15 protein-coding genes are annotated in these 23,141 nt (G+C 61.8%); 8 read left to right on the top strand and 7 right to left on the bottom strand.

The genetic code is table 11. The annotated features are described in order from the left end of the window. Positions 1–15: 15 nt before the first annotated feature. The 4 genes from ND528_RS02380 to pvdM all read right to left on the bottom strand — a co-directional run bounded on the left by ND528_RS02380 (position 16) and on the right by pvdM (position 5,346). Positions 16–1,665, bottom strand: coding sequence for a cyclic peptide export ABC transporter (locus ND528_RS02380; protein WP_024012358.1), 1,650 nt, complete (start codon positions 1,663–1,665; stop codon positions 16–18). A gap of 109 nt (positions 1,666–1,774) precedes the next feature. Further along, the gene (gene pvdO, locus ND528_RS02375) at positions 1,775–2,662 is read right to left on the bottom strand and encodes a dihydropyoverdine dehydrogenase (protein ID WP_263469586.1); all 888 of its coding nucleotides are present in this window, start codon (positions 2,660–2,662) and stop codon (positions 1,775–1,777) included. Between the two features lie 36 nt (positions 2,663–2,698). Next, positions 2,699–3,985: a pyoverdine-tailoring periplasmic protein PvdN gene (gene pvdN / locus ND528_RS02370; RefSeq protein WP_263469585.1), complete on the bottom strand. Its 1,287-nt coding sequence runs from the start codon at positions 3,983–3,985 to the stop codon at positions 2,699–2,701. Then, positions 3,982–5,346: a pyoverdine-tailoring dipeptidase-like protein PvdM gene (gene pvdM, locus ND528_RS02365; protein WP_101160093.1), complete on the bottom strand. Its 1,365-nt coding sequence runs from the start codon at positions 5,344–5,346 to the stop codon at positions 3,982–3,984. The genes pvdN and pvdM overlap by 4 nt, the downstream gene beginning before the upstream one ends. Before the next feature lie 207 nt (positions 5,347–5,553). Here pvdM and pvdP point away from each other — a divergent pair, with 207 nt between their 5' ends. Next, entirely contained in the window at positions 5,554–7,179 is a 1,626-nt protein-coding gene (gene pvdP / locus ND528_RS02360) for a pyoverdine maturation tyrosinase PvdP (RefSeq protein ID WP_263469584.1), read from the top strand. Positions 7,180–7,410: 231 nt separating this feature from the next. On the opposite strand, the gene ND528_RS02355 is transcribed toward pvdP, so the two are convergent. From ND528_RS02355 to ND528_RS02345, 3 genes are read right to left on the bottom strand one after another with little or no spacing between them, the layout of a single operon-like run. Continuing rightward, positions 7,411–8,805, bottom strand: a complete 1,395-nt coding sequence (locus tag ND528_RS02355) for an efflux transporter outer membrane subunit (RefSeq protein WP_263469583.1) — start codon at positions 8,803–8,805, stop codon at positions 7,411–7,413. A gap of 7 nt (positions 8,806–8,812) precedes the next feature. Then, the gene (locus ND528_RS02350) at positions 8,813–10,783 is read right to left on the bottom strand and encodes a MacB family efflux pump subunit (RefSeq protein ID WP_263469582.1); all 1,971 of its coding nucleotides are present in this window, start codon (positions 10,781–10,783) and stop codon (positions 8,813–8,815) included. After that, the gene (locus ND528_RS02345; protein ID WP_136493951.1) at positions 10,784–11,947 is read right to left on the bottom strand and encodes an efflux RND transporter periplasmic adaptor subunit; all 1,164 of its coding nucleotides are present in this window, start codon (positions 11,945–11,947) and stop codon (positions 10,784–10,786) included. A gap of 279 nt (positions 11,948–12,226) precedes the next feature. On the opposite strand from ND528_RS02345, the gene ND528_RS02340 reads away from it, so the two are divergent. The 7 genes from ND528_RS02340 to ND528_RS02310 all read left to right on the top strand — a co-directional run bounded on the left by ND528_RS02340 (position 12,227) and on the right by ND528_RS02310 (position 23,101). Next, complete coding sequence (locus ND528_RS02340) at positions 12,227–12,709, top strand: sigma-70 family RNA polymerase sigma factor (protein WP_016773904.1); 483 nt, start codon at positions 12,227–12,229, stop codon at positions 12,707–12,709. A gap of 133 nt (positions 12,710–12,842) precedes the next feature. Continuing rightward, positions 12,843–14,180, top strand: a complete 1,338-nt coding sequence (locus ND528_RS02335) for a lysine N(6)-hydroxylase/L-ornithine N(5)-oxygenase family protein (protein WP_263469581.1) — start codon at positions 12,843–12,845, stop codon at positions 14,178–14,180. Between the two features lie 556 nt (positions 14,181–14,736). Continuing rightward, positions 14,737–17,436, top strand: coding sequence for a magnesium-translocating P-type ATPase (gene mgtA / locus ND528_RS02330; protein ID WP_263469580.1), 2,700 nt, complete (start codon positions 14,737–14,739; stop codon positions 17,434–17,436). Positions 17,437–17,666: 230 nt separating this feature from the next. Beyond that, the gene (locus ND528_RS02325) at positions 17,667–18,101 is read left to right on the top strand and encodes an ANTAR domain-containing protein (protein WP_263469579.1); all 435 of its coding nucleotides are present in this window, start codon (positions 17,667–17,669) and stop codon (positions 18,099–18,101) included. A gap of 125 nt (positions 18,102–18,226) precedes the next feature. After that, the gene (locus ND528_RS02320; RefSeq protein ID WP_130911614.1) at positions 18,227–18,859 is read left to right on the top strand and encodes a response regulator transcription factor; all 633 of its coding nucleotides are present in this window, start codon (positions 18,227–18,229) and stop codon (positions 18,857–18,859) included. A gap of 10 nt (positions 18,860–18,869) precedes the next feature. Continuing rightward, complete coding sequence (locus tag ND528_RS02315; protein ID WP_263469578.1) at positions 18,870–22,076, top strand: transporter substrate-binding domain-containing protein; 3,207 nt, start codon at positions 18,870–18,872, stop codon at positions 22,074–22,076. Positions 22,077–22,234: 158 nt separating this feature from the next. Further along, entirely contained in the window at positions 22,235–23,101 is an 867-nt protein-coding gene (locus tag ND528_RS02310; RefSeq protein WP_263469577.1) for a pirin family protein, read from the top strand. Positions 23,102–23,141: the final 40 nt, after the last annotated feature.

The following is a 23,141-nucleotide window of genomic DNA, read 5'->3' as shown; positions in this document are numbered from 1 at the left end:
TCGCGGCTGCCTCGATCAAGCGGTTTGCAGTTCGCTTCTGACCTTGCCGGCCTCCATGCGCACCAGTTGATCGGCGACGTCGAAGTAACGGTCGTCGTGGGAAATCACGATGATGGTTTTGCCCAGACGCTTGAGGTCGGGCAGCAGCTCGGTATAGAAGATCCGCCGGAAGGTCGGGTCCTGATCCGCCGCCCATTCATCGAACACCAGCACTGGGCGCTCTTCGAGCCAGGCGTTGACCAGTGCCAGGCGCTTGCGTTGGCCGGTGGACAGGTCGGTGGTGCTGAACGCGCCGTCGCGCACGCTGACCTTGTGGGCGATCTCCAGACGTTCGAGGTAGCGGGTGGCATCCTGCGGCACTTCACGATCGCCCTGGATCAAGTCATCGAACAGGTAGTAGTCGGCGAAGATCGTCGTGAAGTTCTGCCGATAATCGTCGCGGTTGACCGCAGTGATCGGCTTGTCGTTAACGCGAATTTCGCCCTCGGTCGGCGCGTACAGCCCCAGCAACAGTTTGATCAGCGTGGTTTTGCCGCAGCCGTTCTCACCGACGATGAACACGATGTCGCCCTGTTCGATGCGCAGGTTCACCGGGCCGAGGCGGAACGGCTCGCTGCCTTCCACGGGAGGGAAGGCGTAGCGCACGTTGCGCAGTTCCAGGCTGTTGACGGCGGCCGGCTTGCTGCCCTGATCCTGCAGCAACAGGTGCGGTTCAGGTGAAGAGAACTGTTCACTCAGCTCGGCGATGCGGCGGAAGGCAATCTGCGCGCGGCTGATGATCGGCAGGGTGCTGATCAGGTGTTCCAGCGGCCCCTTCATGTACAGCAGCACCAGAACGAAACCGCTCATCACCGCTTTATCGGCACTCGGCCACAGCGATTGCAGGGCCAGGGCCATGCCGATGACCACGAAGAACAGCATTGAGCCAAACGACTTGGCGATGACGAAGGTGTTGATCGATCTGATCTGGGTGTCGCAGATTTTCTCGGCGGTTTTCTGAATGCCGGCGACGAACATGCGCTGGCGGCGCGGGCGGTGAATACGTAGTTCCTTGGCACCTTCGGCGATCGCGTTGTAATGCTTTTGCAGTTCGTCTTCGGAGTCGCGCGCGGCGTAGAAACCGCGCATGCCCTTGGCCCGCGCAATCGCCTGGATGGTGGTGCCGATGGCGATGGCCACCAGCATCATCAGGAACATCGGCCACGACAGCATGGCCAGATAGCCGAGACAACCAAGGGTCACGGTCATGGAAATCGCCAGCGGCGCGAAGGCGAAGGCGAAGTCGCTGATGGTGTCGACGTCGTGGGTCAGCACCGGAATCAGGCGATGGCTGCGATAGCGTTCGATCTGGTCGATCGGCGCCGACAGGACTTTCTCCCCCAGCTCTTTGCGCAGTTTGGCGATGATGTGCTGGCCGACATAGTTGGTGCCGATGTCCGACAGGATCGTGGTCAGCAGGGCCAGAGCACAGAGGCCGGCGAAGATCATCACCACCGTGCGGGTCAGGCCGTCATCGGAATGCAGGGCGTTGTTGATGGTCGCCAGCAGCACGGTGACGCTCAGGCCGCCGAGCATGCCGAGCACGATGGACGCCGAGACGATCAGGCGGAAGGGCTTGAGCAGGGCGAACAATTCGTTGATCGCCCCACGCGTAGGCTTGGTCATGGAGGATTCCTGCTTCGATGCGGAGGGAGTGCCGGTACTTAAGGAAAACGAATGGTCGCGGAGTTTCTTTAACCGAGCGCAGGCGTGGCTGCGCTCGTCGAGGGCAGTGTCAGAAGTCGCGTACTACGCGAAAGCCCAGCCAGTCGCCCTTGCTGGTCGGCCAGCTGCTGTTGCGGTTGCCCGAGCGCGAGAAGATCGGCGCTTCGCCCCAATCGTTGCCGCGCATGACCTGGCGTTCGCAGTTTTCCTGGGTCCATGGGCGACCGTCGGCGGGCACGCCGGAGTAGTCCGGGTGATAGCAGTCGGCTGTCCACTCGTAGACGTTGCCGTGTGCGTCGAACACGCCAAACGCATTGGCCGGGAAGGTGCCGGCCGGCGAGGTGAAGTTGTAGCCGTCGGCTGCGCCGTAGGTGTTGGCGTGTTTGGAGATCTGGTAATCCTTGCCCTCATCGAACGGGAAGGGGAAAGGCCCGGCGCTGCCGCCACGGGCGGCGTATTCGCGGATCGATTCGCTTTGCAGGCGATAGGCGTGGCCGGTCTTTTTCGACAGCCAGTCGATGTAGCCCTGGGCTTCGGCGACGTTCATGCACACCGCCGGATCGCGGGGCGTCTGTTTGAATTCCGGCTTGCCGGCGGTGCAACGACGGCCCGGGCGATCATCGAAGTCGTAGGGCTTGTTGCCGGTCTCGCGCACGTAGGCGTCCCATTCGCCCACCAGCACCTGCGAGCGGCTGATAGCGAATGGTTTGCTGAACGTCACCGTGTGCAGCGGGCCTTCGTCGGGCTGCCGGCCGACTTCATCATCCGGCGTGCCCATGGTGTAGCTGCCGGTTGGCAACACGACCATTTCCGGGCAGTCCTTGCAGTCCTTGAACACTTTGCCCGCAGCAGGCGCGGTCGCCGCCAGCGCGCTGCCGGGCAGCAGCGCAGCGCAGAGGGCGCTCAGCGCCAGTGCGGGCAGGGCTTTGAAGGTGAGTGACGCGTGAGGCTTTTTCATGAGTCGTCTCTTTGAAAGGAAAACGGCAATCGAGGATCAGGCGCGCAGCTTTTTGCCGAGGATGTCCATGAAGCGATCCACTTCGGCTTCGCTGTTGAGCAAGCCCGGCGCGGTGCGAATTACTGGCCCGACGTCGCGGCTGACCGCGTCGCAGATCACCCGGTTTTGCATCAGCCAGGCCGCCACTTCATCGCTGTCCTGGCCCTTGATCCGGAAGAAGGTGAATCCGGCGGAGAACTGCGAGTCGAGCGGGGTCACCAACTCGATGTTGCGGTGCTCCTGCAAGCGTTGCTTGAGGTAACTGTTGAGCTGATGAATGCGCGTCTGCACCTCGGCCTTGCCCAGTTGCAGGTGCAGCTTGAAGGCTTCGTCCAGCGCCCAGCGATGCTCGAAGGCGTGATAGCCGCCCGGGGTCATGATGGTTGAGAAGGCAGTGGCCTCGGAGAAGGTCGGCACGCTGGGGCTGACGTATTTCAATTCCTCAGTGCGGCTGCAGACGATGCCGGTGCCGCGCGGGCCGAACATCCACTTGTGCGTGCCGGCGATGAAAAAGTCGCAGTTCATCTGCGGGAAACTCAAGTCGTCGACGCCAAAACCGTGCACACCATCGACCACGTAGATCAGCCGATCCTGATCGGCACGCTGGCGGTTGTGCTCGTCGACCAATTGCGAGATTTCGCTGATCGGCAGCTTCACACCGCTGCCCGAATGCACCCAGGTCATGCCCAGCACGCGGGTCTCGGGGCGGATGTTGCGATTGATCGTGTCGAGTACCTGATCCAGAGAAATGCTCTGCGGGGTTTCGAACAGCTTGAGTTTGCGCACGCGCGTGCCGTCACGACGGCTGCGGAAATCGAGAATGTTGCGCGTCGAATAATGTTCGTGAACCGTGGTGAGAATTTCCTGATCCGCGCGCACCTGCACACTGCCGTAGATCATCGCCAGGCCTTCGGTGGTGCTGCCGGTCAGCGCGATCTGCGCCGGTTTGGCTTGCAGATACTGGCCGGCCCAATGGCGCACGTTTTCTTCGCGCTTCTCGGTGACGCCCAGATCCCAGTCCATCGCCAGACCCGGATTCAGATCCAGCGCCGCGCGATGGCGTTCGATGGCTTCGCGCACCGGTTTGGGGTGCGAGGTGACGAGGAAATTGGCGAAGTGAATCGCCTGAGGATCCTGATCGAACAACTGACGCAACTGCGCCCATTTGTCCCGCGAGGCAGTCGGCACGGCAGCGATGGCCGCCGGTGCAGTCAGGCTGGCGCCCAGGGGCAGGGCGGCGGCGAGCAGGCCGGCCTGCTTCAGGAAAGTGCGACGATCGGTCATGGTCGCGCCACCTCCTGACGTGACGCCAGCGCCGGTTTCGCGGCTTTTTGCACCTGATCCCAGACGCGCATGAAGTTGCCGCCCCAGAGCTTGGCGATGTCCGCTTCGGAGTAGCCGCGCTGCAGCAGTTCGGCGGTGACGTTGCGGATCTCGCCGACGTTTTCCCAGCCCTTGATGCCGCCACCATCGTTGAAGTCCGAAGCAATGCCGACGTGGTCGATACCGATCTTGCGCACCGTGTAATCGATGGCGTCGCCGAAGTCCTTGAGGGTGGCTTTCGGTTCCTCTTCGAGGATCGCGTAGAGGCCGCTGGCGTACTGGCCGAGCTTCTGTTCCGACCAGGCGGTGATGATCGGATCGCCCGGCATCAGCGCCATGGCGAGGTTGGGCAGTGGCGGCAGATCGAAGCGCGCACGCAGCGCATTGAGTTTGTCCTGCGTGCCCTGGGTCAGCGGTTTCAGGTATTGCGAGAAAGCGACCACTTGCACCACGCCGCCACTGTTTTTGATCAGTTGCAGCTCTTTGTCGCTGAGGTTGCGCGGGATATCCACAGCCGCCCGGGGCGCCGAGTGCGAGGCCACCAGCGGTGTGCGGCTCAGTTCGGCGACTTGCTCAAGGGCCTTGGTCGACATCTGCGACACGTCGATGATCACGCCCAGATCGTTCAAGCGCTGCACCGCTTGTTTACCGATGTCCGACAGACCGTCGAGGGCATCGGGCGAATCATTGAAAAACGGCAGCGGTCGCGACGAGTCGGCCCAGCTGTTGTTACCGATGTAACTGAAACCGAACATGCGCATGCCGCGCCCGGCCCACAGGTCGAGCTTGCTCAGATCATTGCCCAGCGGGTAGGCGTTGAGCATGCTGATGAAAATCGCAAACTTGCCTTCGCCGTGCAGGCGGCGGAAATCATCTGGCGTGTAGGCGATGCCGGCCTGATTGGGGAAGTCGCGGACAATCCCGGAAATGATCTTGTAGCGCACCTCCTGCTGATTGCGCGCTTCTTCGACAAAACCCTCGGTCGGACGGTGAGGGGCGTTCGGGCCGTTCCACATTTCCGGCCAGCCGAACACCGTCAATGCTGCGCCGGACAAGCGTCCGCGATTGGCCTTGACCAAGTCGAACTGGCCCGAGCCATCCTTGTCGGCTTCGTGATCGTGGCTGCCGAAACTCAGCGGCACGGTGATGTGGCTGTCGAACGACAGCAGGCGATCCTGCAACTCGCTCGCCTGTTTCATCACCTTCACCGGGTAGCCGGGGTTGTTCAGGTAATCCCAGGCCAGAAATCCTGCGCCGGCACTGATCGCCAGGGCCAGCGGCAGGCCGATGAATAGAGCCTTTTTCCAACGCGGTTTTGTCATTGCCATCTCATTCAGGTTCGCCGTCGAGGTGCAGGCGCAGGGGCCTTTGCTATCTGGGAAGAACGAGTGGCTGCACGGCTAATTTAGGTGTGCGTTACAAATGCCCGGCAGCGGCGCGGGTGATGTTTGCCGGCGGCGTAAATTTCCCCGCCGAGCAAACGTTCTAGCTTGGATAAAGCCTGCTTCATGGCTGACACAGGTAGGGCAATGACGATCTCTCGACGCTGGTTCATGGCGGGCATGGCACTCACGGGCGCCGCGCTGCCTGCCGCTTTTTATGCACATCGTGAACTGACTCGCGAGGAGTTTCCGATCACCCCGGGCGAGGCCACGGTCGATCTGGCGGACACCGCCGGGCAACAGCTGGCGGACAATTTGCGTGGGGTCTGGGACATTCGCTTTACCGGTGCGGCGGCGGGGCTTGATGGTCTGCCGGCGCAAGGCCTGGAGCTGTTTCTCGACATCGGCCACCGTGGGCGCGGCTTGCGTGGTTATCTCGACACCGGCACCAATCTGCGTGCCGAAGGGCCTGCGCGTTATCAAGTCATTGGCGATCTGGCACCGGGCAACGGCGCCGAGATGTATTGGCGCCTGCTGCGCACCGATGAGCCGCTGGCGCCACCGGTGTATGAATTAAAAGTCAAACTGGATGAAGTCTGGGCAGCGTTCGGCAATGCCGGCAGCGCCACGTTCACCGGGCAGGTACTGCGTCTGGACCGGCCGTTGGCGTTGCCCGAGCTGGACAATCATTTCATCGCTATCAAGCGGCGTTTTCCCGAGGCCCGTGAACGCACCGGGCTCAATCCGCAACTGTTGGCCTGGCTGGTGGCGCCCGAGCATCGGTTGTTCCACCAACTCTGGCACGCCACCCGCGACAAGTGGCACAAGCTCTCGGAGAAAAAACGCGAAGCGCTGCGCGGCATCGGCTGGCAGCCCGGGCCACGTGACAAGGAACGCGACGCACGTGGGCCGAGCAAGGATCGCAATGGCTCGGGCGTGGACTTTTTCTTTATGCATCGGCACATGCTCGGCATCGCCCGTTCGATGCAGGATTTGCCTTCCTGGCCGGCGTTCCCGCAGCCGCAGCCTGAGCTGGAACGTGACCGGCAGGGTTTCGCCCGTTACTTCGACAACCACGACGGGAACTCACTGCCGCCGACCTGGCTGGCCGAGGGTGATGACGAGTACACCAAATGGGTCAGCGACATCAAAGCGGCGGAGACTTTTCAGAGCAATTTTCTGGTTTGGGAATCGCAGTACCGTGATCCGCGTTATTTGTCGAAATTGACCCTTGGCCAGTTCGGTTCGGAAGTCGAACTGGGCCTGCACGACTGGCTGCACATGCGCTGGGCTTCGGTGGCGCGTGATCCGTCCAACGACATTCCGGTGCCGATGGCGCGCGATCAGGCGGACTTCGCTGCGCGCTGGTATGCGCCGGAAAACGACTTTCTCGGTGATCCGTTTTCCTCCCATGTGAACCCGGTGTTCTGGCGCTTTCATGGCTGGATCGATGATCGCCTGGAAGATTGGTTCCGCGCCCATGAACGTTTTCATCCGGGCGAAGTGAGCCGTCTGGAAGTCAACGGCGTGCCATGGTTTGCACCGGGACGCTGGGTGGAAGTCGCCGACCCCTGGCTCGGCCCCGACACCCACGGCTGCAGCACCGTGCCCGGCCTGCAAGTCGGGCGCTCCGTGGAGATGGATCCGGAAACCATGAAACTGGCGCTGCGCATCACTTTTGGCGACGAAGACAATATGACCGACCTGTTCCGCAAAGTGCCGCAGCGCCCGTGGTATGCACGGCACCTGAAGGTCAAGGGCCGACAGCTCTAGAAGGGTTCAACACACACATATCCAGAATAGTTCGCAATCCCCTTGTGGGAGCGAGCCTGCTCGCGAATGCGGTGTGTCATTCAGGTGCATCAGTGCCTGACAGGACCCCTTCGCGAGCAGGCTCGCTCCCACAAATGAAATTCGGTCTGGACAGAAATTTTCGGCACAACCAAGGCTCCCTGTGGGAGCGAGCCTGCTCGCGAAGGCGTCAGTTCAGTCGACGCGTTGCCCTCAGATCACCTCCCAGCCACCCCCCAACGCTTTGTACAAGGCAATGCTCGCCTGCAATCGCGCCAGGCGCAGTTGCACGTTGAGGTCTTGCGCGGCATACAGCGTGCGCTGGGTTTGCAGGACGGTGAGCAGGTCTTCGGCGCCGGCCTGGTAGCGGCTTTGGGCGATGTCGAAGGCGGTTTGTGCCTGGTTCAGTTCTTCGCTTTGCCATTGCCGTTGTTCGTCGAGGCCGCGAATGCTGCTGAGGGCTTTTTCGACGTCGGCGAAGCCGTTGATGATTGCCCCGCGATAGGTCTCCAGCAATTCGTCCTGGCGCGCCTTGGCCTTGTCGCGTTCGGCGCTGAGGCGGCCGTTGTTGAAGATCGGCGCGATCAGCCCCGAGGACAGGTTGTAGAACGTCGTGCGTAGCAAATCGGCGGCTAGATCGGCGCCGCTGCCGAGGCTGGCGGTCAGGGTGATTTTCGGCAGCATCGCGGCGCGGGCGACGGTGACATCAGCCTGGGCTGCGGCGAGCTTGGCCTCCGCGCTCGCGATGTCCGGGCGGCGGCTGAGCAATTCGCTCGGCACGCCGCTGGCGATGTCCGGCCAGTGCAATTGGGCGAAGGATTGCGTGGGCAACGGTAACGTTTGTACCGGTCGGCCGAGCAGGGCGGCGAGGCTGATCTGTGCTTCGCGGGCCTGCTGCTGCACCAGCGGCAGGCGGCGCTGTTGTTCGGCCACCAGGCTTTTCTGCTGGGCCAGTTCCAGCGCGGTGGCGCTGCCGGCGTCGAAACGGGTCTGCACCAGATGCAGCACATTTTGTGCATTGGCCAGATTGAGTGCGGCAATGCGCGCCTGCTCACGCAAGGCCAGGGCTTGGGTGTAACTGTTGGCGACGCCGCTGAGCAAGGTCAGCTCGACGGTGGCGCGGTCGAACTCGCTGGCCTGCACGCCGAACACGGCACTGTCGCGGGCGGCTCGCTTGCCGCCCCAGAAATCGATCTCGTAACTGGCGCTGAGCTCGGCATCGTAATAGTCCAGCGAACGATTTTCCGGGCTGACATCCAATTGGCTGTAGCCCTTGCCGTGGATCAGTTTTTGCCGGTTGGCATTCAGCCCGGCCTTGAGTTCGGGCAGCAGCGGGGCGCCGGCGATGGTTGCGCTGGCCTCGGCCTGCCTGACCCGCGCCACGGCGGCGGCGAGGTCGTAGCTGCCCAGCCGCGCCTGTTCGACCAGTCGCGCCAGCTCGGGGCTGCCGAATTGCGTCCACCATTGCCGATTGCTTTGCAGCGCGCCGTGGCTTTTGTCGGACTGCCACGCGCTCGGTGGCTGTACGCCGCTGTCGAGGCGCGGCGCCGGGCTGCTGCAGGCCGCCAGTAGCAGGCTGGCGGCGAGGAAGGTCAGTCGCACTTTCATAGGTCGATCATTCACTGGTAAGGGCCGTGACCGGGTCGAGCCGGGCAGCTTTGCGGGCCGGCATAAAGCCGAAGATGACGCCGGTGACCAGCGCACAGGCAAACGCACCGATCACCGCCAGCCCTTGAAAGGCAATCGCCACGCCGCTGAGCAACAACACGCCGCCGACCAGCAGGGCCAAGCCAATCCCGGCGACACCGCCGACCACCGAAAGCATCAGCGCTTCGGTGAGAAACTGACGGAGGATGTCGCGCTGACGGGCGCCGGTGGCCATGCGAATACCGATCTCGCGGGTACGTTCGCGTACGGTCATGAGCATGATGTTCATCACGCCGATACCGCCGACCAGCAGGGAAATCGCCGCAATCGCCCCCAGCATCAGCGACAGCGTGCCTTGCGTGCGCGCTTCGGCCTGGATCATCGCGGCATTGTTGGTCAGCTCGAAATCCTTCTTGCCGTGGTGCCGACGCAACATCGCCTGTTCGATGGCCTGTTCGGCGTCCTTGACCTTGCGCGCGTCCTTGGCGGCAATCACCACGTATTGCGGATTGCGGCTGCCGAACAGGCGCGTGCTCGCCGCCGAATAAGGCACGGCGATGCGGTTGTCGCTATCGGAGTCGCCGGAGCTGGCGCCTTTTTCCGCAAGCACGCCAAGGATCTGGAACGGCACGTTTTCGATGAGGATGTATTGACCGATCGGGTCGGCGACATCCTTGAGCAACTTGTCGCGAACCTTGGTGCCGATCACCGCGACGGCGGCGGCGCTGTCCTCGTCGGCCTGGGTGAAGTAGCTGCCCTGGATCACCGGCCAGTTGAAAATCTGCGGAAAGTTGGTGTCATTGCCGCCGACGTAGCTGCTGTGGTCGGCGTTGCCAAAGCGCACGCCGGCGGTCGAGCCGTTGACCGGCATGATCCGTTCCACCTGGGGCAGGGTGGACAGTTCGGCAACATCGTCGAGGGTGATGATGCCCTCCGGCGTGCGCGGGTTCGGCGCCGAACCGCTGAGGTAAATGATGTTGGAGCCGAACGCGCCCATTTGCGCCATGACCTGGCGCTTGCTGCCTTCGCCGACGGCGAGCATGACCACCACCGAGGCCACGCCAATGATGATGCCCAGCAGCGTCAGCGCCGTGCGAAAGCGGTTGATCCACATCACCCGCCACGCCGCTTGTACAGCGTCAAGCAGTTCACCTTTCCAGGCGCCGGTCTGGCTGCTGCCGTTGCTCAGGCGCTGGCGCAGGTCGACCGCTTGCAACGCGCCGGGATTGGCCACAGGCGGCGCGCACGCGTGCTCGGCGCTGTCACTGATGATCAGGCCGTCACGGATTTCGATGATGCGTTTGGCCCGTTGCGCCACTTCGCGGTCGTGGGTGATGAGGATCACCACATGGCCTTGATCGGCGAGTTCGTCGAGCAGGCTCATGACCTCGGCGCCGCTGTGGCTGTCGAGGGCGCCAGTCGGCTCGTCGGCGAGGATGATATGGCCGCCGTTCATCAGCGCACGGGCGATCGACACCCGCTGTTGCTGGCCGCCGGAAAGTTGATGCGGACGGTTGCCGGTGCGACTGCCGAGGCCAAGACGCTCCAGCAGCGCAAAGGCTCGAGCATGCCGCTCGGCGGCCGGGGTGCCGGCATAGATCGCTGGCATCTCGACGTTTTCCTGGGCCGAGCCGGACGGGATCAGGTGATAGCCCTGAAAGACAAAACCGAAGGCTTCGCGGCGCAGCCAGGCCAGTTCATCGCTGTCCAGCTGCGCGACATTTTCCCCGGCAAACAGATACTCGCCGCTGGTGGGGCGGTCGAGGCAACCGAGAATGTTCATCAGCGTCGATTTGCCTGAACCGGAGGCGCCGACAATCGCAACGAACTCGCCGGCATGGATCGACAGATCGATCCCGCGCAGCACTTCCACCCGCGGGCTGTCATCACCGCCGTAGGCTTTGCGGATCTGCCGCAGGTCGATCAGGGGCGTGTGCATTCAGCCTCCATGACCAGCGGCCGGCGCGCTGAGAACATGCTCGCCCTCGGCCAGACCTTCGAGCACCTGGGTGCGCAGGCGATCGCTGATGCCGGTGCGTACTTCGCGCGCCTGAATATCACCGTTGGCGGCGACTATCTGCGCTCGCTGCCACTGCGGACGCGAGCCCGGTTGCAGGGCGGCAGTCGGTACGGTCAGGGTGTCTTGCGCCTGTTCGGCGACGAAGAACACCTGCGCGGTCATGTCGGTCATCAGGCTGTTGTCGGCGTTATCGACATCGAGCAGCACGGTGTACAGCACCACCCGTTCGCTGCCACTGCGACCACTGGTGGGACTGCCGCCTTGGTTCTGTTCAAGCGGACGCGGCGGCACCGGCAGAATCTGCCGCACCGTGCTGCTCCAGCGCCGAGTGCCGCCGCTGAGGGTGGTGAAGTAGGCGGTCATGCCCGGTTTGACGTGGCCGATGTCGGCCTCTGAAACCTCGGCCCACACCGTCATCGGCGACAGTCGGGCGATGCGCAGGATCAGCGGGGTCTGTTGTTGCGCGTTGAGGGTCTGGCCTTCGCGCGCACCGACGGCGACCACGGTGCCGCTCATCGGCGCGTAGATGCGCGTGTAACCGAGTTCCGCCTCGTCACTGCGCAGGCTGGCCTGGGCCTGACGAATCTGCGCCTGGAACATGTCGATGCGCGCCTGGGTTGCGCGGACCTCGGCGCGCGCGGTCTGCACGTCTTCTTCGCGGGTGGCGCCACCGGCGGCGAGTTTCTGCTGGCGCTGGTATTTCTGCTGCGCCAGATCGTGCTGGGCGCGTTGCTCCTGCAACTGCGCCTTGAGGTTTTCGATGGAAAAGCGCCCGGCATCGAGCTTGGCTTTCTGTGTCGACGGGTCGATTTCCACCAGCAACTGGCCTTCCTTGACCGTATCGCCGGCTTCGACGTGAATCTTCTGAATCTGCCCCGAAGCCTGTGCGCCGACATCCACATAGCGGCGCGGCTGCAAGGTGCCGAGCGCCGTCACGCTGTTTTCGATATCGCCGCGGCTGACCTGCACAGTGGCAACGGCGTCGCGACCGGGTGGCAAGACTTGCCAGGCAGCGACGGCGATCACGGGAATCAGACAGAGGGCGGCGAACAGTGCGCGACGGGCGGGGCGGGGACGATTCATGCAGGGTTCCGGCCAGTGGTTGCGGCCCGTCGCAAGGCACGACAGACACAGGGGCTGTCCTGTAAACGAGGCATGGGCGACGGAATTTAGCCGCAGACACATCGAGTTACCGCAGCCGGGCCACGACTATTTGTCCGGGATATGGAATCAACTCTTTAAATCTATATGAGAATTACTATAAATTACGCACCTCAAGTTGCCACTATCTTGCTACTGCGTGATTCGCAGGTCTGATCAGTGCGCTCAAGGACAGAAACGGCATCGATGCGGTCGGGAGTCATGTTGGAAAACTACTATCGTGAGCTGGTGTGTTTCCTCAACGCCAGACTGGGCAACCGTCAGGTCGCCGAGGATGTGGTGCATGACGCCTATGTACGCGTGCTGGAGCGCTCCAGCGAGGTGCCGATCGAACAACCACGGGCCTTCCTTTATCGCACCGCGCTGAACCTGGTTATCGATGATCACCGCCGCAACGCGCTGCGCCAGGTCGAATCGCTGGACGTGCTCGACAACGAAGAGCGCTATTTCACTCCCTCGCCTCACGGCACCCTTGATCACGGCCAGCGTCTGGAAATGCTCCAGCGCGCACTGGCCGAGCTGCCGCCGCTGTGCCGTGACAGTTTTCTGCTGCGCAAGATTGAAGGAATGTCCCATCCGGAAATCGCCCAGACCCTCGGCATCTCCCGGGCGCTGGTGGAAAAACACATCGTCAACGCCATGAAACATTGCCGCTTGCGCATCCAGCAATGGGATGGCCAGTGATCCGCACCGGTTAAATTTCCTTTCATCGTCCTCGTTCCTACTCAACAGACGACCTGCTGACCTGATTCAGGCCGGTCAGGCCACCCAGGCTTTATTTCCCCGCGTTGAGGGGTTCATCCAGAGGACACTGGAAATGACACAGGCAATTGCATCGCCCATCGTTCACGACCTGATCGGCGTCGGTTTCGGCCCTTCGAACCTGGCACTGGCCATCGCTCTGCAGGAACGCGGAGCAATCCAGGGCGAACTGGATGTGCTGTTCCTCGACAAGCAGGCCACTTACAGCTGGCACGGCAACACCTTGTCGACGCAGAGCGAGTTGCAGATATCCTTCCTCAAGGACCTGGTGACCCTGCGCAATCCGACCAGCCCGTACTCGTTCGTCAACTACCTCAAGCACCACGGGCGTCTGGTCGATTTCATCAACCTCGGCACCTTTTATCCTTGCCGCATGGAGTACAACGACTACCTGCGCTGGGTGGCCGGGCAGTTCACCGCGCAGAGCCGTTATGGCGAAGAAGTGCAGTTCATCGAACCGGTATTGCACAACCAGCAGGTCGAAGCCTTGCGGGTGATTTCCCGGGGCAGCGACGGCCAGCAGTTCGTGCGTACCACGCGTTCGGTGGTGGTCAGCGCTGGCGGTACACCGCGTATTCCAGAAGCGTTCAAGGCACTGAAGGGCGATCACCGGGTGTTCCACCATTCGCAATACCTGTCGCAAATGGCCAGGCAGCCGTGCGTGAACAACCAACCGATGAGCATCGCGATCATCGGTGGCGGGCAGAGCGCGGCGGAAGCCTTTATCGACCTGAATGATTCATTCCCGTCGGTGCAGGTCGACATGATCCTGCGTGGTTCGGCGTTGAAGCCTGCGGATGACAGCCCGTTCGTCAACGAGGTGTTCTCGCCGGAGTTCACCGATCTGGTGTTCCAGCAGAACAGCGTCGAGCGCGAGCGGTTGGTCAATGAGTACCACAACACCAACTATTCGGTGGTCGACATCGACCTGATCGAACGCATCTACGGCATCTTCTACCGGCAGAAGGTTTCCGGAATTGCCCGCCATGCGTTCCGCACCCTGACCACCGTCGAGAGCGCCACTGCCACGGCAAACGGTATCGAACTGGCAGTGCGCAACAATGCCACCGGCGAAGTCACGGTGCGAATCTATGACGCCGTGGTGCTGGCCACCGGTTACGAGCGGCAGATGCACCGCAAGTTGCTCGCGCCGCTGGAGGAATACCTCGGTGAGTTCGAGGTCGATCGCAACTACAAACTGATCACCGACGAGCGCTGCAAGGCCGGCATTTATATGCAGGGCTTCTGCCAGGCCAGCCATGGCCTGAGCGATACGCTGCTCTCGGTGCTGCCGATTCGCGCCGACGAAATCGCTGGCTCGCTGTACGAGCATGGCAAACAGCGCGGGCACAGTCGCTCGGTGGCGGAGCTGTTGTTGGCGACTGCCAGCTGAATCTGCATTGCCTGACATACCGCTTTCGCGAGCAGGCTCGCTCCCACAATGGTTCTGTGAACGCAGGCCAGAATGTGGGAGCGAGCCTGCTCGCGAAGGGGCCATGGAAAGCCCCACAGATCCTGAATCTGAACCCTTCCTGAACACCCCCCACATTCCCCGAAAACACCTCTTCCAGCCGTTTCGCTGCGGGCGTAAGCTGCGCGCGTTTTCATCAATTGCGGAGACCCACAGTGGGTACTTGTTCGAGTGACAGTTGTCGGCCGGTCTCGATCACCGGCAGATTCTCGGCAAGATAACGCGCAGCCTTTCCCTGCCGTTGTCTCGCCGTAACAGCGAGCAGCGGCATCCCGTGCACGACCCGTTCCGGATCGTGTCTCGACGTCCTTCTCATCGACGCTGAACCAGGCGTGATGGCGACCTCAGTCGTCATCGCAGCCTATCGACACGCCTGTTCCTGACCGGCGTGCCACGCCTTGCCGTGCCGGTTTTCCCGGTGCCAGGGCGCGGCGGTACCTGCTCGACGGTTTCCCGGCTGACCACAGGGGACACAGCCATGAAACTCACGCTCAAGGAATTTTTTGCAGGCTTTCTGCGCAGCCGCCACATCGCCCGGCACTTCCGTCGCCTGGCGCTGCTGGATTCGATCAATGACACCACGGTCAGCCGTGAAGTACCGCCGACGCTGGCCAACACGCTGGTCGCTGCCGCCCATGAAGACAGCGCTGCGTTGCTGTCATCGCTGGGCACGCACGGCGAGGGGCTCTCCGAGGTCGAGGCCGATGCACTGCGCGCGCAACACGGACTTAATGAAGTCGAACACGAGCAGCCGCTGCCATGGTGGAACCATCTGTGGCACTGCTACAAAAACCCGTTCAACCTGCTGCTGACTCTGCTTGCTGTGATCTCCTGGCTGACCGAAGACCTCAAGGCGGCCGTGGTGATTTTTTCCATGGTGGTGCTGTCGACGCTGCTGCGCTTCTGGCAGGAGAGCAAATCCAATCAGGCGGCCGATGCGCTCAAAGCCATGGTCAGCAACACCGCTACGGTGCTGCGCCGGGATGGGCCACGGCGGGAACTGCCGATCAAACAACTGGTGCCCGGCGATCTCATCGTGCTCTCGGCTGGCGACATGATTCCTGCCGATTGCCGCGTGCTCAGCGCCAAGGACCTGTTCGTCAGCCAGGCAGCGATGACCGGTGAATCGATGCCGGTGGAAAAATTCACCCGGCAGACCGATCGCGACACGCGTAACCCACTGGAGCTGGACAACCTTCTGTTCATGGGCACCAACGTTGTCTCCGGCAGCGCGATTGCACTGATTCTCACCACCGGCAACAGCACCTACTTCGGTGCGCTGGCGCAACGGGTCGGCGCGACGGACCGCGCGGTGACGTCGTTTCAGCAGGGCGTCAACAAGGTCAGCTGGTTGCTGATCCGCTTCATGTTCGTCATGGCGCCGCTGGTGCTGTTCATCAACGGTTTCACCAAGGGTGACTGGAGCGAAGCGCTACTCTTCGCGCTGTCGATTGCCGTCGGCCTGACTCCGGAAATGCTGCCGATGATCGTCACCTCGACCTTGGCCAAAGGCGCCGTGTTCCTGTCGCGCAAAAAGGTCATCGTCAAACGCCTCGACGCGATCCAGAACTTCGGCGCCATGGATGTGCTGTGCACCGACAAGACCGGCACCCTGACTCAGGACAAGATCTTTCTGGCGCGTAATGTCGACGTCTGGGGCGAGGACTCTGACGCTGTGCTGGAACTGGCCTACCTCAACAGCTACTACCAGACCGGCCTGAAAAACCTGCTGGATGTCGCCGTGCTCGAACACGTGGAAGTCCATCGCGAACTCAAGGTCGGCAGCGTGTTTCGCAAGGTCGATGAGATCCCGTTCGACTTCAATCGCCGGCGCATGTCGGTGGTGGTGGAGGGCCGCGGTCAGCCCCATCAACTGATCTGCAAAGGCGCGGTGGAAGAAGTGCTGGCGGTGTGCAGCCGCGTGCGTCACGGCGAAGTTGATGAGGCTTTGAGCGATGAATTGCTGGCGCGGATTCGCCAGGTTACCGCAGCCTTCAACGCCGAAGGTCTGCGCGTGGTGGCGGTCGCGGCTCGCTCAATGGCAGAAGGGCGCGAGATTTACAGCCTGGCAGATGAACAGGAACTGACGCTGATCGGTTACGTGGCATTCCTCGATCCACCGAAGGAAAGCACCGCGCCAGCGCTCAAGGCCTTGGCCGAGCATGGCGTGGCGGTCAAGGTACTGACCGGCGACAACGAACTGGTGACGGCGAAAATCTGCCGTCAGGTCGGCCTGGCTCAACAGGGTTTGCTGCTGGGCAATGACATTGAGCGCATGAGCGATACCGAACTGGCCGCGGCGGTCGAGACTACCAACGTCTTCGCCAGACTCACGCCATCGCACAAAGAGCGCATCGTCGGCATTCTCAAGGGCAACGGCCACGTGGTCGGGTTCATGGGCGATGGCATCAACGACGCGCCGGCGCTGCGCAGCGCCGACATCGGCATTTCCGTGGACAGCGCGGTGGACATCGCCAAGGAAGCGGCGGACATCATTCTCTTGGAGAAAAGCCTGATGGTGCTGGAGGAGGGCGTGCTCGAAGGGCGGCGCACCTTCGCCAACATGCTCAAGTACATCAAGATGACCGCCAGTTCCAACTTCGGCAACGTGTTCTCGGTGCTGGTTGCCAGCGCGTTCATCCCGTTCCTGCCGATGCTGCCGATGCACCTGCTGGTGCAGAACCTGCTCTACGACATTTCGCAGATCGCCATTCCGTTCGACAACGTCGACGACGAGATGCTGAAACAGCCGCAGCGCTGGCAGCCGGCTGACGTCGGGCGCTTCATGCTGTTCTTCGGTCCGATCAGCTCGATTTTCGACATCACGACGTTCGCCTTGATGTGGTACGTGTTCGACGCCAATACCCCGGATCACCAGACACTGTTCCAGTCCGGCTGGTTCGTGGTCGGTCTGCTGACCCAGACGCTGATCGTGCACATGATCCGCACGCCGAAGATCCCGTTCCTGCAAAGCCGCGCCGCCATGCCGCTGCTGGTGATGACCGGGGTCATCATGGCCGTCGGCATCTTCCTGCCAATGGGCCCGCTGGCGCATTACTTCAAATTGCAGGCGCTGCCGTCGCTGTATTTCGTGTTTCTGCCAATGATTCTGCTGGCGTACATGGCCCTGACCCAGGCAGTGAAGGGTTTCTACATCCGCCGGTTCGGCTGGCAGTAACCGCCATGGAATGCTTTCCCCTGTGGGATCGAGCCTGCTCGCGAAGGCGTCGTGTCAGTCAATATATCTCTGACTGGTATAGCCCCTTCGCGAGCAGGCTCGCTCCCACAGGGGATATTGGTGCGTCAGGGCCGCCGGATGAATGACCGGATTTTTAGGAAAAGTCCTACAGAGCTATCCCCGGCGCTTGCGTAGTCTTGCCCTCCCCAAACCCCACCGGGAGAATGACCATGAGCAACAAATCGTTGCGCATCCTGATCGCCGACCCGCAGCATTTTCATCGCATGAAAATCGAGCGCCTGTTCAACGCGCTCGGCTACTACCGCGTCGCCCCGGTGCAGAATCTCGGTGAATTGTTGACCCTGGTCGACTACGGCTGCGAGCCGTTCGATGTGCTGGTGATCAATGCCGAACTGGCGGCAGGCTCTCTCGATCTGCTGGGCTTTCTGCTCGATAACCCACAGGTCCGCCACGCTCTGATCTACAACGAACCGTCGGCACCTTTGCAGGCGGTTGCCGGGTTTGCTCAGGAAAACGCGCAGATCAGCCCGGCGCCATTGCCCAGTTCAGCACTCATCGAACAGGTGATGGCGAGAGTCGAAGCCGCCGGCGAACGCCAAGCTGCGTCTGATTCCCGCTGGTCGTTGCGCCATGCCAATGCATAAAAAACCAGGCTGCACAACTGTCAGACCTGACAGGTGATTCTCTTGATCATCCATGTAACAGTGCCTGCGCAGCCACCGACTCCGGAACAGATTGTTGCGGTGTCTTCGATTTTGCAGGAGTACCAATGAAGTCAGCGCTGATCGTCGATGATCATCCAGTAGTGCGCGCGGCCATTCGGATCGTTCTGCAGGCCCAAGGCTTCACCGATATTCATGAAGCGTCCAATGGCAACGAGGTCGTGCCGCTGATTTGCACACATGATCCGCAGCTCGTCGTACTCGATCTCGGGCTGGGGTCCATGGATGGGTTGGAAGTGTTGACGCGGATTCAGATCAAGGCGCCGACGGCGCGCTGCCGAATCCTGGTGTTCAGCATGCATGAGCCCACGCATTATCAAGAGCGCTGTCTGCGTGCCGGCGCACGGGGCTACGTGACCAAGAGCAACCAACTGACTCTGCTGCACGAAGCCATCAAGGCATTGATGTCCGGCCACACCTATTTCTCCGCGTTACCCAATACCAGCGGTCTGTACAACGCCGTGCAACGCACTGAACAGGAGATGATCGCTCAGCTGTCCGATCGGGAGTTATGCATCTTCGTGAATCTGGCGCTGGGCAAACCGAACAAGGCCATCGCCCAGGAGATGCACTTGAGTCACAAGACCGTCAGCACCTACAAAACCCGCATGATGGCCAAGCTTTGCCTGGGTTCACTGGTGCTCCTGCGTGAGTTCGCCAAGCGCAATCACTTGATCTGAGTGCCCCGACATGACGCAGGGACTGCGGGTTTTAGGGTTGTGGCTGGGGCTGGCCGCCTCGGTCTGGGCCGATGACCGGCCGCAGACACTGGAAGTGCTGGCCCGCCTCGAACCGGGCAATGTCCAGGTCCGCCTCGATGATCGGGAACGCCAGTGGTTGCGTGAGCATCCGGTGTTGCGCATGGGCATCTCCGGCCCGGACTACCCGCCCTTCGAAATCACCCGCCATCAGCATGAGTTGGAGGGACTGACGGCGGATTACGTCGACCTGTTGGCACAACTGCTCGGCATCAGGATCGAAGTGCGGCGTTTTACCGATCGACCCGCGCTGATGGCGGCACTCAAGCGCGGTGATGTCGATCTCTTGGGCACCTCGAACAGTTTCGAAGCGGCAGATCCGGCCTTCATTCTGTCGCGGCCGTACGCTGAAGATCAGCCGATGCTGGTTACGCGCCACGACGAGAAACTGCCCACCGACCTGGCGGCCAAACGCATCGCCATGGTCGAGGATTACCTGCCGCTGGCCCACGTTCAGGCCTTCTACCCCGGCGCCTACGTGCAGCTTTATGCTTCGGCAATGGATGCACTCGGCGCGGTCGCCTTCGGTGCCGACGATGCGTACCTGGGCGACTTCATCAGCGCCAACTATCTGATCAACACCAATTACCGCAACGATTTGCAACTGGCCGGGCCGTCGGGGCTTGATGCCAATCCGTTCGCTTTTGCGTTGTTGCGCAGCGACGTGGTGCTCAAACGCATCGTCGACAAGGCCTTGCTGGCCGTGCCCATGGAGCGTCGCCATCTGATCGAACAGCGCTGGAGCGTCGGCCTCGCCGAGATGGCCGAACAGTCGCGGGTACAGCTCAGCGCCGCCGAGCAGCAGTGGCTGGATCAGCACCCGGTGGTGCGGGTCGGCGCTGTCGAAGACTTCGCGCCGTTGGCGTTTTTCGATGCCGACGGACGCTTCAAAGGGCTGGCAGCGCAGTTGCTGAGCCTGATTGCACAGCGCAGCGGGCTGAATTTCGAGATCGTGCGTGGCACCTCCCTGAACGATCAGTTCGAGCAGCTCCAGGCCGGCGCACTCGATGTTCTGCCGGTGGTGACGCCGAGCACCGAGCGTGAAGCGCAGCTGCAATTCACTCGCGCCTATCTGAACAATCCGTTCGTGCTGGTCAGCGCGGCGAACGGGCAACATCCATTGCCGCTCGACGAACTGGCGGGCAAACGCCTGGCGATCTATCGGGGGCACCCGTTGCGCGATTATTTGCTGCAACGGGTCCCCGGTCTGCGTCTGGTCGAGGTCAAAAGCCCAGCCGAAGGCATGGCGCTGATTGCCCGAGGACAGGTCGACGTGACGGTAAGCTCGTTGCTGGTAGCGCATTTTCTGATCGCCCGCCAGTATCGCGACCGCCTGCGCATCACCGGCACCGTTGGCGATCAGCCGGCGCGCATCGCTTTGGCCACGGCGCCGCAGTCGGCGCTGCTGCACTCGATCCTGAACAAGGCGTTGCTGAGCATCGCGCCGCAGCAAATGGATGAACTGGTCGAGCGCTGGAGCCACGATGTGGTGGTTGAAGACAGCTATTGGTCGCGCCATCGTCAGGAGATTCTGCTCGGCTTTGCCAGCGCGGCGGTGTTGCTGCTGCTGGCCTTGATCTGGATCGGCTGGCAGCGTCGGCAGATCCATCAGCGCCAGCAATGGTTGTTGCAACTGCAACAGGCCAAGGACGCAGCGGATGAGGCCAATCGGGCCAAAAGCACTTTCCTGGCGACCATGAGCCACGAGATCCGCACACCGATGAACGCCTTGATCGGCATGCTCGAACTGGCCCTCAAGCGCGCAGAGGAGGGCGTGACTGATCGACTGGCAATTCAGGTGGCGTCGAATGCCGGCCAGCAGTTATTGGCGTTGATTGGCGACATTCTCGACATCGCCCGTATCGAGTCTGGGCATTTGTCCCTCGCGCCCAATCGGGCCAACCTGCGCGAGACAGTGTTATCGGTGTGTCGGGTTTTCGAAGGGCTGGCGCGGCAGAAACGGCTCTTGTGGCGCATCGAACTTGATCCGCGCACCGACGTGGATGTGCTGATTGATCCGACGCGCTTCAAACAGGTGCTGTCGAACCTGTTGAGCAATGCGATCAAATTCACCGAGGTGGGTGAGGTGAGTTTGCGCTTGCAGGTCATCGCCATGACCGACGCTGAAGTGGACATGCTGGTGCGCATCGAAGACAGCGGCATCGGCATCAGTGTCGAAGATCAAAAGCTTCTGTTCAGTCCTTTCGTCCAGGCAAGCAACAGTTCGCAAACGGCGCGCAGCGGTTCCGGTCTGGGGCTGGTGATCAGCCGCAACCTCTGCGACATGATGGGCGGTACGCTGCGCCTCGACAGTGACCTGGGGCAGGGCACGCGAGTGGAAGTCCATCTGCAATTGCCACTGCTGACCGCGATGACGACCACAGCGGCTACGCCCGACGTGACGCTCGCCGCCTGTGTATTGAACGTGCTGGTGGTAGACGATCACCCGGTCAACCGCTTGCTGATGTGCTGGCAACTGAGCGAACTGGGGCATCGCACGACTGATGTCGGGGATGGCGATGAAGGGCTGCAACGCTGGCGAGCGCAGGCTTTTGATGTGGTGATAACCGACTGCAACATGCCGCGACGCAATGGCTATGAACTGGCGCGATCCATTCGCGATGAAGAGGCCGCCAGCGGCCGCGCATCCTGTCTGATCCTCGGTTTTACGGCCAACGCGCAGGTCGAAGAGCGTTTGCGTTGTCTGGATGCCGGCATGGATGACTGCTTGTTCAAACCGATTCGCTTGCGCGATTTGGCACAGGCCTTGACCGGCGCGCAGCCTTGCGCGCCGCACGAAGATGAACCGCCAGGTGCCGAGCCGGTCGAGATTGATCTCAGTGTTCTTGAACAGATGGCGGGTGCCGATCATTCGTTGATCGAACGCTTGCGCAAGGAAGTCGGCAATAGCCTGCGCGATGATCTGCAAGCACTGGATCGCTTGCAGGCGAGCGACCGCGCAGACTTGCGGGAGTTGGCCCATCGCATCCGGGGTGGCGCGCAGATGGTCGGGGCTGCGCGGGTCGTAGCGGCGTGCGCAGATCTGGATACGGTGTGCCGAGACAGTGAAAACGCAGTTATCGACCACGCCATCAACAAGTTGCGCGAAGCCATGCACGGCCTCGCGCGATGTCTGTAAGCCAGTGCAGTCTTCTGTGCGAGCGAGCCTGCTCGCGAAGAGCGCACCGCCAAATCAATTGTTCTGCATATGGAACACTCAAGCCGGTTTGCACCCTCTAGTCGAATATTCGATATGCCCTTACGCTTAATCCAATGCACTTACACATTGGAGACCCCATGAAAAATATCATCGGCATTTACACCAGCCCGCGCGGCCACTGGGTCGGCGATGGTTTCCCGGTGCGCACGCTGTTTTCCTATGACAACCTGGGCAAGCACATCAGCCCGTTTCTGCTGCTCGATCACGCCGGTCCCGCCGAATTCACCCCGACCACTGAACAGCGTGGCGTCGGCCAGCACCCGCACCGTGGTTTCGAAACCGTGACCATCGTTTACGACGGCGAAGTGCAGCACCGTGACTCCACCGGCAGTGGCGGCACCATTGGCCCGGGTGATGTGCAGTGGATGACCGCAGCGTCCGGCATCCTCCATGAGGAATTCCACTCGGAAAACTTCGCCCGAACCGGCGGCAAGCTGGAAATGGTCCAGCTGTGGGTCAACCTGCCGGCCAAGGACAAAATGGCCGCGCCGGGTTACCAGACCATTCTCGACCGCGACATTCCGAGCATCGCGCTCAAGGACAACGCCGGCAGCCTGCGTCTGATCGCCGGCGAATTCGACGGGCACAGCGGACCCTCGCGGACGTTCACGCCGATCGACGTGTGGGATCTGCGCCTCAATGCCGGCAAGTTGCTGACGCTTGATCTGCACGAAGGACGCAATACCGCACTGGTGGTGCTGAAAGGTTCAGTGCAAGTCAACGGTGCGGAGTCGGTTGGGGTAGGGCAGTTGGCGCTGTTCGAACGCGACGGTGATCGACTCACCCTCCAGGCCAGCGAAGACGCGGTGGTATTGCTGCTCAGTGGCGAGCCGATCGACGAACCGATCGTCGGCCACGGCCCGTTCGTGATGAACACCGAGCAGGAAATCCATCAGGCCTTTGCCGACTTCCAGTCCGGGCGCTTTGGCCAGATGCACCCCTGACCCCGAGCTTTACTGGCAACTGAACCCCCCTGTGGGAGCG

The sequence above is a fragment of the Pseudomonas mercuritolerans genome (assembly GCF_025706525.1).
Lineage (GTDB): Bacteria > Pseudomonadota > Gammaproteobacteria > Pseudomonadales > Pseudomonadaceae > Aquipseudomonas > Aquipseudomonas mercuritolerans.
The sequence above is the reverse complement of the archived record's forward strand: the minus strand, read 5'-3'. Positions and strand labels throughout refer to the sequence as shown.

What these genes read in the sequence shown, in the direction of transcription:
- ND528_RS02380 (WP_024012358.1), bottom strand. Translation starts at nt 1,665, where the DNA reads ATGACCAAGCCTACGCGTGGGGCGATCAACGAATTGTTCGCCCTGCTC.
- pvdO (WP_263469586.1), bottom strand. Translation starts at nt 2,662, where the DNA reads ATGAAAAAGCCTCACGCGTCACTCACCTTCAAAGCCCTGCCCGCACTG.
- pvdN (WP_263469585.1), bottom strand. Translation starts at nt 3,985, where the DNA reads ATGACCGATCGTCGCACTTTCCTGAAGCAGGCCGGCCTGCTCGCCGCC.
- pvdM (WP_101160093.1), bottom strand. Translation starts at nt 5,346, where the DNA reads ATGACAAAACCGCGTTGGAAAAAGGCTCTATTCATCGGCCTGCCGCTG.
- pvdP (WP_263469584.1), top strand. Translation starts at nt 5,554, where the DNA reads ATGACGATCTCTCGACGCTGGTTCATGGCGGGCATGGCACTCACGGGC.
- ND528_RS02355 (WP_263469583.1), bottom strand. Translation starts at nt 8,805, where the DNA reads ATGAAAGTGCGACTGACCTTCCTCGCCGCCAGCCTGCTACTGGCGGCC.
- ND528_RS02350 (WP_263469582.1), bottom strand. Translation starts at nt 10,783, where the DNA reads ATGCACACGCCCCTGATCGACCTGCGGCAGATCCGCAAAGCCTACGGC.
- ND528_RS02345 (WP_136493951.1), bottom strand. Translation starts at nt 11,947, where the DNA reads ATGAATCGTCCCCGCCCCGCCCGTCGCGCACTGTTCGCCGCCCTCTGT.
- ND528_RS02340 (WP_016773904.1), top strand. Translation starts at nt 12,227, where the DNA reads ATGTTGGAAAACTACTATCGTGAGCTGGTGTGTTTCCTCAACGCCAGA.
- ND528_RS02335 (WP_263469581.1), top strand. Translation starts at nt 12,843, where the DNA reads ATGACACAGGCAATTGCATCGCCCATCGTTCACGACCTGATCGGCGTC.
- mgtA (WP_263469580.1), top strand. Translation starts at nt 14,737, where the DNA reads ATGAAACTCACGCTCAAGGAATTTTTTGCAGGCTTTCTGCGCAGCCGC.
- ND528_RS02325 (WP_263469579.1), top strand. Translation starts at nt 17,667, where the DNA reads ATGAGCAACAAATCGTTGCGCATCCTGATCGCCGACCCGCAGCATTTT.
- ND528_RS02320 (WP_130911614.1), top strand. Translation starts at nt 18,227, where the DNA reads ATGAAGTCAGCGCTGATCGTCGATGATCATCCAGTAGTGCGCGCGGCC.
- ND528_RS02315 (WP_263469578.1), top strand. Translation starts at nt 18,870, where the DNA reads ATGACGCAGGGACTGCGGGTTTTAGGGTTGTGGCTGGGGCTGGCCGCC.
- ND528_RS02310 (WP_263469577.1), top strand. Translation starts at nt 22,235, where the DNA reads ATGAAAAATATCATCGGCATTTACACCAGCCCGCGCGGCCACTGGGTC.